Source organism: Streptomyces venetus, from assembly GCF_039540295.1.
Classification (GTDB): domain Bacteria; phylum Actinomycetota; class Actinomycetes; order Streptomycetales; family Streptomycetaceae; genus Streptomyces; species Streptomyces venetus.
Window position 1 is genome coordinate 93,111 of sequence record NZ_BAABET010000013.1, and the last position, 13,406, is coordinate 106,516.

General features: G+C 70.8%; 12 protein-coding genes. 6 read left to right on the plus strand and 6 right to left on the minus strand.

Annotated features, from left to right (window positions below; genetic code table 11):
* Window position 1 precedes the first annotated feature (1 nt).
* Window positions 2-3,013: an AfsR/SARP family transcriptional regulator gene (locus ABEA82_RS34000; RefSeq protein ID WP_345665587.1), complete on the minus strand. Its 3,012-nt coding sequence runs from the start codon at window positions 3,011-3,013 to the stop codon at window positions 2-4.
* A 202-nt stretch (window positions 3,014-3,215) separates the two neighbouring features.
* Here ABEA82_RS34000 and ABEA82_RS34005 point away from each other — a divergent pair, with 202 nt between their 5' ends.
* A complete protein-coding gene (locus ABEA82_RS34005) occupies window positions 3,216-3,701 on the plus strand; it encodes a hypothetical protein (protein ID WP_345665588.1) in 486 nt (161 codons plus the stop codon).
* 50 nt (window positions 3,702-3,751) lie between these two features.
* On the opposite strand, the gene ABEA82_RS34010 is transcribed toward ABEA82_RS34005, so the two are convergent.
* Window positions 3,752-4,468, minus strand: a complete 717-nt coding sequence (locus ABEA82_RS34010; RefSeq protein WP_345665589.1) for a TetR/AcrR family transcriptional regulator — start codon at window positions 4,466-4,468, stop codon at window positions 3,752-3,754.
* Window positions 4,469-4,517: 49 nt separating this feature from the next.
* Here ABEA82_RS34010 and ABEA82_RS34015 point away from each other — a divergent pair, with 49 nt between their 5' ends.
* Window positions 4,518-5,429, plus strand: a complete 912-nt coding sequence (locus ABEA82_RS34015) for an alpha/beta fold hydrolase (RefSeq protein WP_345665590.1) — start codon at window positions 4,518-4,520, stop codon at window positions 5,427-5,429.
* A gap of 49 nt (window positions 5,430-5,478) precedes the next feature.
* Here the strand turns inward: ABEA82_RS34015 and ABEA82_RS34020 are convergent, their stop codons facing one another.
* Window positions 5,479-6,798 carry an MFS transporter gene (locus tag ABEA82_RS34020; protein WP_425588583.1) on the minus strand — a complete coding sequence of 440 codons (1,320 nt, stop codon included), beginning with the start codon at window positions 6,796-6,798 and terminating at the stop codon, window positions 5,479-5,481.
* A gap of 385 nt (window positions 6,799-7,183) precedes the next feature.
* Here ABEA82_RS34020 and ABEA82_RS34025 point away from each other — a divergent pair, with 385 nt between their 5' ends.
* From ABEA82_RS34025 to ABEA82_RS34040, 4 genes are all read left to right on the plus strand, one after another.
* Window positions 7,184-8,056 (plus strand): helix-turn-helix domain-containing protein, encoded by an 873-nt coding sequence (locus ABEA82_RS34025; RefSeq protein ID WP_345665592.1) that lies wholly within the window; start codon window positions 7,184-7,186, stop codon window positions 8,054-8,056.
* 234 nt (window positions 8,057-8,290) lie between these two features.
* Complete coding sequence (locus ABEA82_RS34030; protein WP_345665593.1) at window positions 8,291-9,397, plus strand: DUF2235 domain-containing protein; 1,107 nt, start codon at window positions 8,291-8,293, stop codon at window positions 9,395-9,397.
* A gap of 64 nt (window positions 9,398-9,461) precedes the next feature.
* The gene (locus ABEA82_RS34035; protein WP_345665594.1) at window positions 9,462-10,331 is read left to right on the plus strand and encodes a thermonuclease family protein; all 870 of its coding nucleotides are present in this window, start codon (window positions 9,462-9,464) and stop codon (window positions 10,329-10,331) included.
* A 29-nt stretch (window positions 10,332-10,360) separates the two neighbouring features.
* Window positions 10,361-11,116, plus strand: coding sequence for a hypothetical protein (locus ABEA82_RS34040; RefSeq protein WP_345665595.1), 756 nt, complete (start codon window positions 10,361-10,363; stop codon window positions 11,114-11,116).
* Window positions 11,117-11,147: 31 nt separating this feature from the next.
* On the opposite strand, the gene ABEA82_RS34045 is transcribed toward ABEA82_RS34040, so the two are convergent.
* The 3 genes from ABEA82_RS34045 to ABEA82_RS34055 form a co-directional block, all read right to left on the minus strand.
* Window positions 11,148-11,384, minus strand: a complete 237-nt coding sequence (locus tag ABEA82_RS34045; RefSeq protein WP_345665596.1) for a hypothetical protein — start codon at window positions 11,382-11,384, stop codon at window positions 11,148-11,150.
* A gap of 129 nt (window positions 11,385-11,513) precedes the next feature.
* Window positions 11,514-12,737, minus strand: a complete 1,224-nt coding sequence (locus ABEA82_RS34050) for an acyltransferase family protein (protein WP_345665597.1) — start codon at window positions 12,735-12,737, stop codon at window positions 11,514-11,516.
* Between the two features lie 91 nt (window positions 12,738-12,828).
* Complete coding sequence (locus ABEA82_RS34055; protein ID WP_345665598.1) at window positions 12,829-13,221, minus strand: zinc-binding dehydrogenase; 393 nt, start codon at window positions 13,219-13,221, stop codon at window positions 12,829-12,831.
* Between the last annotated feature and the right edge of the window lie 185 nt (window positions 13,222-13,406).

Consider the following 13,406-nt stretch of genomic DNA (forward strand, 5'->3'; position numbering starts at 1 on the left):
CTCAAGCCGTCCGTACCTTCTCGGCCTCGGCGCGGGCACGGTCCGCGGCCGTGTGATCGCCGGCCAGGGCGTGTGCCTTGGCCAGGGTGTCGAGGCCGACGGCCAGCCACCTGCTGGAGCCGATCTGTCTCCAGAGGCTGACGGCGGCTTCGGCGCGTCTGCGGGCGGCTGCCGAACGGCCCACCGCGAGGTGGGCCTCGGCGAGCGCGTACAGCGTCGCCGCCTCGCCCCAGAGGTTGCCGAATTCCCGGTAGCTCCACAGGCTTCTGGACAGCAGGCGGCGGCCTTCCCGATGCTCGCCCTGCCGGACCAGGACGTCCCCGAGCCAGCACGTGGCGTGTGTGGCACTGAGGTGGTCTCCGAGGTCCTCACTGATCGCCACGGCTTGCCGGTACGCTTCGGCGGCAGCCGGGTAGGCGCCGAGTGCGCGATGGCTCTGGCCCAGACATCGCAGGGCTTGGGCCTCCCCCGGCCGGTAGCCGGCGACCCGGCTGACCCGAAGGCACTTCGTGAACCGGGCGGCAGCGGCTTCGACACGGCCCTGCTCGAGGTCGATGACGCCGAGGCCGTTGGTCGCGTAGACGAGACAGTTGACGTTGCCTGCCGATTCGGCCAGCTCGGCGGCCTCCTCGAAGTGGAACACGGCCGAGGTGTACTGGCCGAGGAGCCGGTGCACATAGGCCAGTCCGGCCGTGGCACTGGCCCGGTACGTGGGTCCCTGCCCCTCGGCGAGCCGCAGGGCCTGTTCGAAGTGGTCCCGTGCTTCCGGATAGCGGTCGAGGATGGTGGTGAGTTCGCCGAGGCAACGGTGGACCTTCGCGGCGCTGTGCCGGTCGCCGCTGCTCAGGGCCGCTTTGAGTGCCCGGTTCTGGAGCCTCTCCCAGTCGTCGAAGTGGCTGCCGACCTGGAAGAGGGTCGTGAGGGCGGTGGCCAGTCCGGCCGCGGGTGCGACGCCGTCCGTCTCGTCCAGCGCCTGCTCTGCCACGTCGATGAGGAACTGGCGTTCGTCGTTGAACCAGGTCAGCGGATCGGCGAGCAGTTGATCGGCCTCGGCGGCGGGCAGCCGCCAGGAGGCCAGGTCCAGCTGTGAGATGCCTTGGAAGTCGACGCTGAGGGTGTCCGCGGCGCGGTCGGCGAGGTGCAGGCTCGCGCCGAGCAACCGGGTGAGCGCGGCCGTGCGGTCCTGCTCCGGGAGGTCCTGCTCCGCGCGCTCCCTGGCGAACAGCCTCACCAGGTCGTGCAGTTGGTAGCGGATTCCGGTGGCGTTCGCCGAACTGATCTGCACCAGGTGTACTTCGACCAAGTCGTCGAGGACGGCCTCCGCCTCGGGCAGGCCCGCGTCCAGCAGCGCTGCCAGTGCCCAGGCGGCGAAGCTCGGCCCGGGCAGCAGGGCGATCATCCGCAGAGCGCACTGTGTCGCCGGGGTCATCTGCTGGTAGGTCAGTTCGAGGCTGGCCCGCACAGCGATGTGGCCGACGGCCAGTTCGTCGAGCTTGCGCTGCTCGTCGGCGAGGGCGCGCGCCACCTTGGCCAGGGGCCAGTGCGGTCGGGCGGCCAGCCGGGCACCGGCGACCCACACCGCCAGGGGAAGGCCACCACAGGTCTCCACGATGGAGCGGGCCGGGTCCAACTCGGCGTCGGTCCGGTCCCGGCCCAGCATCTCGCGCAGCAGGTCGAGCCCCGTCGCGCTGTCCAGTACGCCCAGGGGGAGCCGGCGTCCGCTCACCTCCGCCATGGTCGTCCGGCTGGTGACGACGGCGGCACAGCCCACACCGCTGGGCAGGAGGTCACTCACCTGCTGGGCACTGGCGGCGTTGTCCAGGACGACGAGCATCCGCCGCCCTGCCAGCAGGGTGCGGTAGAGGTGGACACGGTCGGTCAGCTCCGCGGGCACGGTGCCGCCGGGGATGCCGAGCGCGCGGAGGAAGGTGCCGAGGACCGTGAACGGCTCGGCCGGCTCGTCACCGAAGCCCCGCAGATCCGCGTGGAGCTGACCGTCCGGGAAGCGGGAGGCGAGCAGGTGCCCCGTACGGACCGCGAAGGCGGTCTTGCCCACCCCGGCGGCGCCGGTGACCAGCAACGTCACGGGACCGGGCCGTTCTTCGCCGAGCAGTCGGCGCGCCTCGTCCACCTCGTCCTCGCGGCCGACGAAGAGTGACAGGTCCGCGGGGAGGAGCCGGGGTACGAGCTGGCGTGCCATCGGCGGGGCCGCCACCGTGCCGCTCTTGGCGGCCGGTTTCGCGGTGGCGGGCGGTGCGGCGGAGCGGGGCGCGGCCGGCTCCGGGTCGCCGGCGAGGATCCGTTCGTACAGCCGCCGCAGCGCCGCCCCGGGGTCGACACCGAGCTCGTCGGCGAGCCGGCGCCGGGCGCGCTCGTACGCCTCCAGCGCTTCGGCCTGCCGTCCGCACCGGTACAGGGCCAGGATCAGTTGCCCGATCACCCGTTCGTCGAGCGGATACGCCTCGGCCCGGGCGGCCAGCTCGCTCACCATCCCGTCGTGCTGTGCCAGGCGCAGCCGCACATCGACCAGCTCCAGCTGGGCGGCCAGCCGCTCGCCGTCGAGGAGGTGGCGCTGTGCGTTGAACCACGGGGTGTCCACCCCGGCGAACGCGCTGCCTCGCCACAGAGCCAGGGCTTCCCGCCACAGAGCCTCGGCCTGCCCGTCACTGCCCGCCTTTCGGGCCCGGCCCGACAGTTCGCGGAAACGGTGCACATCGACCACCGACGGTTCGACCGCGAGCCGGTAGCCGCCGCCCCGCTCCCGCGTGATGGACGTACCGTCGGCCGCCAGTGCACGCCTCAGCCGGGAGACGTATCCGTACAGCTTCCGTCGGCCGTACACCGGCTCGGCGTCTCCCCACACCCGGTCCACCAGGGCGTCGGCCGACACCGCCTGGTCCGCGTCGACGAGTAACGCCGCCAGCACTCGCCGCTGCATCGCATGTCCCACATCGATGGCGACCCCGTCCCGCCGTGCCTCGATGGTCCCCAGGATTGCGAAGCGGATGGCCATCACACCTCCTGCGACGCCCCGATCGTCTCCACGCCACACTCTGGGCGCCACCCACCTGCGATTCCAGACGGAATCAAGCTATTCCGAAGGTTTGCCGACACCCCTTCCGGCACCGTGAACAGCACGTTCCCGTCCGACGCGTTCATGGGCCTCGCCCGCTTCCAATGCGACAGCGAGACCACTGCCGAAGGAGAGACAACGAATGAGGAAGCTCCCCATACGCCGGCAAACGAAGGTGGCGGCGTCTGCGGCCGTGCTGATGGCCGGCGCTTCGCTGATGCTGACGGCACCGCAGGCCAGTGCCAGGACGATCTGCTACGACGAGGTCGACTACGTGCGGAACTCCTCGGGCGCGAACGGCGCGTCCGGGCGGGCCAGCTTCTGCTACGACGAGGACAGCGGCTACTTCGAGACCAACACGGGACAGAACTGGGTCAAGGACCTGGTCAACGGCGACGGCGTGGCAGCGCGGTTGTGGGTGGTCTACGAGTACCCCGGTGAGGGCGTCGACCGTCAGATCCTGCGTGCCACGGACACGGTCAGCACCTCCGGGGCCACCTCGTGGGCGTGGTCCGGCTATGTCGACTACGCCGGGGCCTATGTGTGCCTGGGCACGACCGCGCCTCTGACCAGCACGGCCCGCTGCAACCTGTTGTACGACACCTTGGGCTTCTCCGGAAATGACTGACGCATGGGCTGCGCCCCGGCGCTGGGGCCGCCCGCGAGCTGTTGGGTGGTTCAGCTGGTCAGACCGACGAGCACTCGGTGCAGGAGCGGCATGAACTGGGTCTGGGGCCGGGAGGCGGCGTCGGAGGCCGCTTGGCCGGTCAAGGCCTCGGCTACGAGCGGGTGGCGTCCCGTGGCGGCCGCCTTCATCAGGTAGGCGGCCTGGGCCCTTTGTCGGTCCGTGGGAGAGCGTCGCCCGCCCAGCTCGGCTCGGGCGAACTGGGCCACGAGTGCGTTCAGCAGGCCGATGGTCTGCATTTTCGACTGCTCGGACAGGGACGTGGGGGCCAGCGCGCACAGAGCGTACTCGAGGTGGTCGAGGCCGTTGGGTCCGAGGCGGAGCGGTTCGGTGGGGATGTCCAGAAGCCACGGGTGGCGCAGGTGAACCTCCTTTGACCGGACGGCGAGGGCCAGCAGATCCTCGACGGGGTCACCGCTGAGCGGGGTGGTGAGGTCGACCTCTCCCGCCACGGCGTCCGTCATGAGGTCCAGCAGTTCGTCACGGTCGGCGAGATAGCGGTACAAGGAGGCCGGTCCGGTGGCCAGTTTGGCGGCCACCTGCCGCATGGACACCGCCGCGAGGCCCTCGGCGTCGGCGAGTTCGACAGCGGCTGCGGCGATCTGGGCGCGGCTGCGCTCGGGTGCGGGCCCACGGGCTCCGCGTTCGGGCCGTTCCCACACGGTCACCGGCTCTTCGGCCACCGGGTCTCCTGTTCTTCGCCTCGTCACGTGGCCTATCCTAATAGTGCGAACACCGATCGCAGTATCAGGAGGCGCCATGAATGAGCCGTCGTCACCGGCCTGGACCCCCGTCCGCTGGGCCGAGAACGGCAAGGTGCGGCTGGCCTACGACCAACTGGCCGCGGGCGGCGACGGGGACCCCCTGCTCCTGGTCGTCGGTCTGGGTGCCGCGCGCCAGTGGATTCCGGACGGGTTGTGCCACATGCTCGCCGAGCAGGGGTTCGCCGTGGCCCGCTACGACCAGCGCGACGGCGGCCAGTCCACCCACCTGCCGCCCAGCACCACCCGCAATCCCTTCGCCGCGCTGTTCGGGAAACGCGGTGAGGCCTACACCGCCGAGGACATGGCCGACGACGCCATCGCCGTCATGGACGGCCTCGGCTGGGACTCGGCCCATCTGTTCGGAACGTCCTTGGGCGGCGCCATCGTCCAGCGCATCGCGATCCGCCACCCCGAACGCGTCCGCAGCCTCACCTCGATGTCGGCCGTACCGGGCGACGCCAAGGGGCTGGCCACGCTGCGGTATCTGCGCACGGGGACGCTGGCGAAGCTGTCGCGGATGAAGTTTCCGGCGACACCGGAGGGCGCCGTCGAGGCGAGCGTCGCCCTGGCCCGGCTGATCTCCTCGCCCGGCCACCCGTTCGACGAGCGGGCCGCGCGGGCGACCGCCGAGCGGATCGCCGACACCGGCATCCAGGACGCGGAGGCGCAGAGTCGCCAGATCGGCGCCCAGTGGCACGGTCCCGCGATCAGTACCATCGCCAAGCCCACCCTGGTGCTGCACGGCGACGGCGACCCGCTGATCAAGATGAGCGCAGCCCGCGCGACCGCGGCCCGCATCCCCGGCGCTCGCCTGGTCACCCTGCCCGGCGTGGGCCACGATCTCCCCGAGCCCATATGGGGCGAGGTGGCCACCCGGGTCCGCCAACTGGCAGATGCCGCGCAATAGCCGCCGCTGAGGCCCTTACCTCATGGGAGTCCCACGACGGGTGGTGAGGTCAGCCGCGGGGCAGGAGGAGGCGAGCCAGGGCTGCGGTGGCGACGAGGAGGACTGCGACGGTGAGGAGGCCGATGCGCATGCCCGGGAGGGAGAAGTCGCCGCCGGGGCCGGAGAGCAGGCCGCCGAAGAGGGCGACGGCAAGCGCACCGCCGGTCTGGCGAAGGGAGTTGAGCAGTCCGGAGGCGGTTCCGGCCCGCTCCGGCGGAACGGCGTCCATGAGCAGCGCGGTCAGCGCGGGCACCGCGAGCGCACCGCCGATGCTCAGGGGCAGCAGCAGGACGAGCACCAGCCATACCGGGGTGTGCGCGGCCAGGGGCAGCATGGCCAGCATCGCCGAGATGAAGACCAGTTGCCCGGTGACGATCACCGGACGTCGCCCGATCCGCTCCGACAGGCGCGGGGACACCAGGTTGGTGGCCGTCACCACTGCCGACATGGGGACGAACATCAGCCCGGCCGCGATGGCCGACATTCCGCGCAACTGCTGGTAGTACAGCCCGAGCAGGAAGACCCCGCCGTAGAAGGCGGCGTTGACGGCGAAACCGACCGCGAGCGCGACGGCCACGCTGCGGTCCCTCAGCATGGCCGGGGGGACCATGGGGTGGCGGTGCCGGGCCTCCACCACGCAGAAGGCGCACGCGGAGGCGAGGGCGAGCGCGGCGGCGGCCAGCACAGGGCCGCTGGTCCAGCCCAGGTGGCCGCCCTCGATCACCGCGAAGGCCAGCCCGGCCAGGGCCAGTACGGCGGTGAGCTGGCCGCCGCCGTCCAGGGCGGCGGGCCGGCGCGGGGAGCGCGGTACCCGGATGAGCAGGGCCAGGATCACCGCGCCCACGGGGAGGTTGAGCAGGAAGACCGCCCGCCAGCCGGCCAAGTCGGTGAGCAGCCCGCCCAGTACCGGACCCGCGGCCATCGCCACCGAGCCGCCGACCGTCCACAGCGCGATGGCGCGGGCCCGCGCCCGGGGGTCCGGGTAGGCCTGCCGGATCAGCGCCAGGGATGCCGGCATCACGACCGCCGCGGCGGCGCCCTGCGCCACGCGCGCGCCGACCAGCACGCCGATGCCGGGTGCGAGCGCACAGCCGAGCGAGGCGAGGGTGAACAGCGCGACACCCCAGGCGTAGGCGCGTCGGGCGCCGGTGCGGTCGGCGAGGGCTCCCGCGGAGAGCATCCACGCGGCGAACATCAGGGTGTAGGCGTCGACCACCCACTGCAACCCGGACATGTCACTGCTGAGAGAGTCCCGGATCGTGGGCAGCGCGATGTTCACGGCTGAGACGTCGATGGTGATCACGGTGAAGCCGAGAAGCGAAGCGAGCAACGCGACGCCACCGTGCGGTGGCGCGGAGGGGGTCCGGGCGGGCTCGGCAGTAGGGCGGGCCTCGTCCGGCTGTCGTCGCCGCGCGGGCGGTGAGGGTTTCGGGCCGTGCTCGGAAGTGGAGGCCGGGAGCGGGGCAGGGGTGGTCGGCATGGTGCGACTCCTGGGCGAGTGACGGCTTATCAGAGAGACCGGGCGGGCGGCCCCGCGCGCCGGGCCGCGGTCCGGTGTCTCGCACCCCCTGGGCTCCGGCGGGCAGGCCGCCCGCTCCGGAAGTCACTCTGCGCCTTTCCGCGGCGACCGGGCAGACCGCACTGGACCCGGGGTGCGGCGTTCCGGGCCCTGACACGGCCCCCCACGCTCCTTGACCACCTGCGACAATGGCCGTATGGCAGCAGTGGGCACCAGGGGCACCGAGCTCGGCCGATACCTCAAAGCCCGCAGGGCGCAGGTGCGTCCGGAGGATGTCGGTCTCCCGGCCGGTGCGGGCCTGCGCCGCACCCCCGGTCTGCGCCGTGAGGAACTGGCCGCGCTGGCCGGTGTGAGCGTCGACTACTACATCCGCCTGGAGCGCGGGCGGGAGACCAACCCCTCCCCTGCCGTCGTGGACGCCCTCGGCCGCGCCCTGCGGCTGCGTGGTGACGCCTACGAGCGTCTGCACGAGCTCGCGGAACTGGCCTCCGGCCGGTTCTCCGAGCTGCCGGCCTGCCCTCAGAACACCGTCCGCGACTCGGTCCTGCGGATGCTGGAGTCGGTGCGACCGCTGCCCGCCTATGTGGTGAGCCGCTACAACCGCGTACTTGCCGCCAACCCGCCCGGCCGACGGCTGCTGCCCGGGCTCTGGGGCTGGCCGGAGGACCAGCGCAACCTGACCCGCTACGTCTTCCTCCACCCGGTCGGCCGGACGCTCTACGAGCCGTGGGAGGACACCGTCGCCCTGTCGGTGGCGCATCTGCGGGCGGTCGCCGGGGCCGATACCGATGATCCCGAACTGACCGCACTCGTCGGCGAACTGATGCTGAAATCACCGCAGTTCGCGCGACTGTGGGAGCGGTACGACGTCTGCGAACGCGGTGGCGGGCAGAAGTCCTTCCGGCACCCCAAGGCCGGACCGATGACCCTGACCTACGAGGTGATGCGGCTGGCCCGGACCGGCGGCCAGCGCATGGTGGTCTACCAGGCGGCCCCGGGCAGCCAGGACGAGAGGGCCATGCTCAGCCTGGAGTCCGCGGACAGCCGAGCGGAGTCCGCGGACGCGTGACCGAGCGGGCGGTGTCTCCCGAGCGGCTCACGCCTCGACGTGCTCATCTCGTCCTGGATCTCGTCGTATGGCGAGGTCCACGGTGCGGTGGAAAAATGGAACTGGCGCCTGTTGGACGGACAGCGCGGCGCGTGACCCGGTGAAGAGGTCGCGTTCTGTCCACAGCCACGCGTCGGCTCTGTGCGCTCTCGACGGGACGGGAGTACCTCCTTCACTCCTGTAGGAGGGGTGGTCATGGCCAAGCGTCTGGTCGTCGCTTGCGACGGAACGTGGAACTTCGCCGACCAGCCCAGCAAGACCAACGTCAGCAAGGTCGCCCTGTCCGTGCACTCGGGGCCTGCCGGCGGGAAGGACCAGCGCGTCTACTACCACGGCGGTGTCGGTACCCGCCGGACGGAGCGTCTGCGCGGCGGCGCGTTCGGCGTCGGCCTGTCCCGGAACGTCATCGACGCGTACCGCTTCCTCGTCGAGACGTACGAACCCGACGACGAGCTGTTCCTCTTCGGCTTCAGCCGGGGCGCGTTCACCGCTCGCAGCCTGGCGGGCCTGGTGCGCAACTGTGGCGTCCTGCGCCATGACCAGGCCGCCCGGGTCGAGGAGGCGTGGGCCCTCTACCGCGACCGAACCGAGAGGCCGAGCGGCGCTGCCTCCGCGTTGTTCCGCCGCTCGTACGCGCACGAGACGTACATCGACTTCATCGGAGTGTGGGACACGGTCGGTGCCCTGGGCATTCCGGCTTTGGGCCCCGGATGGCTCGGGCCGGTCGTCAAACAGTTCAACCACCGCTGGGAGTTCCACGACACCACGTTGAGCAAGTGGGTCAAGGGGGCCTTCCACGCGCTGGCCATCGACGAACAGCGCTCGGCGTTCCAGCCGACGCTGTGGCACCAGCAGCCCGGCGCCGCCGAGCAGGGCCAGGAGCTGAAGCAGGTGTGGTTCGCCGGGTCGCACTGTGATGTCGGTGGCGGATACAAAGAGACAGGGCTGTCCGACATCGCCCTGCTGTGGCTGGTCGAGCAAGCGCGCGGCCGGGGGCTGGAGTTCGATGTCGAGGCGCTCAGCGCGCCCGGGCCGGGCGAGGTGGAACCGGGCGAGGTCATCGACTTCCGTGTGCAGCCGGACCCCATGGGCGATCTGCACCCCTCGCGGACGGCGCTGTACCGACTCGCCAAGCCGCTGCACCGGCCCATCGGCCGGGCGAAGGACGACAAGGGCCGGCTCGACGGGAACGAGTTCCTGTCCGTGCAGGCCAAAGAACGCTACGACAAGGATCCGGAATACCGGCCGCCGGAACTCGAGCTGTGTCTCAACGATCCGGTGCCGGACCGGCTGGAGCCGTGACTTCCGCCAGGAGGGGCGCACTTCGGCGACGGATTCCGCACATGGCCGGGAGGAGAGTGTCACCATGCCGATGCTGCTGATCAAAGGTACGTACAAAATCAACGGGGCGAGTCCTGACGGGGACTCCGTTCGCTTCTACCCCGACAACCCCGACCAGTGGGATCTCCTGCGCGGGCGGCGCGTACGGCGCAACCGCAGCGGTGGCGCTCAGCTCCGGCTCGACGGCATCGACACCCTGGAGACCCACTACCGCCCGCCCCGCGGCCCCGAGTTGCACCAGCCGGCACCCTTCGCCGGCCGGGCCGCGGACGAACTGCTGTCCTGGCTGGGTTTCGAAGACGTACAGCGCGACACCCACGGCATCGTCACCAGCAGCAACCCCGACTCCCGGCCCGGCTACATCTTCACCCGCAACGCGGACGTCCACGGGCGCTGCGTCGCCCTCGCCGGCCGCGGCACCGATGCTCCGGGCTCGAGCGGCGAGTTCGTCACCGTCACCACGGAGCATCTGCGGGAGACGGTCAATCACCACCAGCTCGCGGAAGGCCTGGCCTATCCCACCTTCTACCGCAAGCTGTTCGTCGATCTGCGGCAGGAGATGACCGCGGCGGCCAAGCAGGCCAGGGAGGCCGACAAGGGCCTGTGGCCCAAGGACCAGACCCTCAGCGGAGTGAAGGTGGAGGGGATGTCCACCCTCACCGACAGCGCGGTGCTGCTGCCCAAGCTCTTCCGCCGGCTGGCCGACTACCTCCAGCTCAACGACGGTGACCCTTCGCTGGAGGGCCTGCCCGCCTACCTCGAGCAGCGCGAGGATCGGCTGTTCATCCTCTCGACCGGGCAGTGGACCGGTTTCGACACCGTCGTCCAGGCCAGCAACGGGAACACCGTGCGGCTCACTCACGACCCCGAGGACCTCGTCTTCGACGAGAAGTAGCCGGTCGAGGAACGTGCAGGAGCGCTGCGATGAACCTCTTGCCTGTAGAGATCAAGGTCAACGTCGAGAGCGACGTGAGAGCGGCGCTCGCGGTCCTCCGCGGGCCGCACGGGGGCGCGACGGCGACACGCCAGATCTGGTTCGCCGAGGACCGGGGCGGCGTCGCCGAGGGGCGCGTTCCTCTGCTGGAGAGTGGCGTGATCCTACGGTTCAGGAGCGGGGGCGGCCCGGACGAGCTGACGGTCAAGTTGCGTCCGTGCACCAGGGAGCAGCTGGTCGGCCGGTTCTCCGGACCGTTCGACGCGGATCCTCTCACGTACAAGATCGAGCACGACTGGTCGGGGAACCAGCATGTGCTGGCTGCGTCGCTGACGCACGGTCACCCACCGGGGACCCTGTCGGACGCGGTGGCGCCGGGGGCCGATCCCGGCGCTCCGATCGACGCGGTGCAGGACCAGTTCCTGCACGCCTGCAAGCCCACCGTCCGGATCGACGGGCTGATCGCGCTGGGGCCGATCCTGTCGACGAAAGTCGACGACGTGCCGCTCGACGACCTGGAGGTGGACCTGGAGGCCTGGTCGGTGGCCGGTATGGACTTCCTGGAGGCCTCGATCCGGGTGAAGCCCAAGGACGAGGACGACGCCGAGAAGCTCGACAAGCGGGCCGAACGCAAGCAGCGAAAGCTGGAGGATGCGGTGCGGGAGCGCGGAGTGGTGCTCTCCGAGCACCCCGGGAACAAGACCGGACGCGTCCTCACCGCCTTGGCGGCAGCCTGGCAGAACTGACGAGGCCACCGCCGTTTCCGCCGCCCTGCTCTCAGGCGTCGGCGTGGCGGCGCCAGGCCATCCTTCGCGGAGCGGCATGGTGCACGGGCTCACCCCAACGGGCAGACTGCTGACGCCACAGGCACACGTACGTCATGGACAGCAGAGCGGTGAACACCGCCAGCAGCACCACCGATACCCACATCTGCCGGCTTCCGGGGTCGTCCCAGCCCGCCACCAGGGCCGAAGCGGCCCACAAGACGGCACCCCCGGCGTAGAAGGTGCGCATCCTGCGCAGTTGCCGCAGGGCTCGGACGGACTCAGCGTGATCATTTTCGGGTGCCATGCCGACGCAAGTACCCCGAAACACGCACTCCATCAGCCCTCGGCGAGCCGCATGACGACTCGGCGTCTTTCCTCAGGACCGCATGCCGAACAGGAAGCGTGTCACGCGTGTGTGGCGTACCAACACCTCGTACGCGGCCAGGGTCAGGGCGAGGGAGATGGTCACGAGTACCGCGTACTCGACCGGGATGGGTGCCGACCAGCCCACGACGAAGTAGGCGACGGCGACGACGATGGGCTGGTGGAGGACGTACAGGGGGAGGACGGCGGTGGCGAGGTAGCCGTGGAGGCGACGGCTTCTTGTGGGGGGTGGTGGGGCTGTCGGGGTCGGCGACGTGTGTGGCGGGTGGGGGCGCGGGCGGTCGAGGAGGCCGGGGATGGCGATCACCAGGCACCAGCCGGCCGCCCCGAACAGGGCCCGGGAGGTCACGGCCAGGGGGGTCATCTGCGTGAAGGGGTCGTCGGCCGTGGTGAAGCCGGGGGCGGTCGCCGTGAACAGGAGGACGCCGAGGCAGGCCGCGAAGCGGGCGTCGCGGCGCATGGCGGTGCGCAGGCGGCCGTCGGTGGCGAGAGTGAAACCGGCGACGAAGAAGAGGAGGTAGGCCCAGCGGTGCCAGCCCGCGTAGCCCTCCTCCATGCCGACGAAGGCGCAGATCGCGGCGAAGGCGGGAGCCGGGAGGAGGATGACGCCTCGTCGGTTCAGGGTCACGGTCGCGACGCGGTCGGTGAGGTGACGGAAGGGCTCGTGGGGCAGGCAGCGGTGAAGGAGGGCCAGCATGAGGGAGAAGGTCAGCAGGAGTACGACGAACCAGAGGTGACCGGTCTCGAAGTGCTCGCCCTGGAGGAGGAAGGGGAACTCGTCGGGTTCCACGTGTGTGTCGAAGAAGTGGGGCAGGAAGTCGATGTACGACTCGTGGTAGTGAGGGTCGGACGAGCGTTGCCGGAGCCATTGTGGCAGCGGGTTCAGGAGGAGGGTTCCCAGGAGGAGGGGGACGCCCAGGCGTAGCAGGCGTTCCTTGGTGAAGGTGCCCGCGCCGCGGCGCTGGAGCGAGTGCCGGGCGCCCAGGCCCGAGATGAGGAACAGCAGCGGCATCGCCCAGACGACCCCGAACCCGGCGATGACGGTGATGACTTCGGTGGTCTCGGTGTTGGTGACGTAGAAGTCGCCCTCGGTCACGAACACCAGCGCCGAGTGGAAGAAGATCAGCCCGATGACCACCAGCATCCGTAGCGCGTCCAGTTCCGGCCGCCGCTGTTCCGGTAACGCCGGTCGGGGTGATGCTGTCTGACTCGCCATGCTGCGCCCTCCCCCGGCTCGCCCGCACCCCACCAGTGTTGGCGGGCCAGCCCGCCGGGGCCATAGCCCGCAGCTGTCCTCTTCGTCCGGATCAGTCCCGAACGTAGACGATCTTGCCGCGTACGCGACGGCCGGAGAGTTCGATCAGCGCCTCGGGGACGTCGTCCAGAGCGACGGTGCGGGTCGGCATCGCGTCGAGACGGCCCTGAGCGGTCATGGCGAGCAGGTCCGTCAGCATGGCGGCAAGTCGTGCGCGGGCCCGCTCGTCGCCGAGGGTGTACGCGGCCCCACTGGCTGGCGCGTCGGGGACGGCGGCGAGGGTGGTGGCGTCGGCCAGGGTGCACTCGGCGAAACGACCCCGTGCGCGGACGTCGCCCAGGTGCGCGACGCGTCGGCCGACGCTCACGTGCCGCACCCGCTCTCCGACGGTGTCCACGGTGCCCACGACGTCCAGGCCGAGCGTGGCAGGCCACTGGCAGAGCACACCGGCAGCACTCTGTCGCGGCTGTCCAACATGGCGAGTCGACTGGAGAAGCGGGGCTGGCAGCGCCGTCGCCCCGACCCCGCCGACGGCCGCTACACGCTCGCCACCCTCACCGACGGGGGCATGGCCAAGGTGGCAGCGGCGGCCCCGCCCACGTCGACGAGGTACGCCGCCTCGTGTTCGAT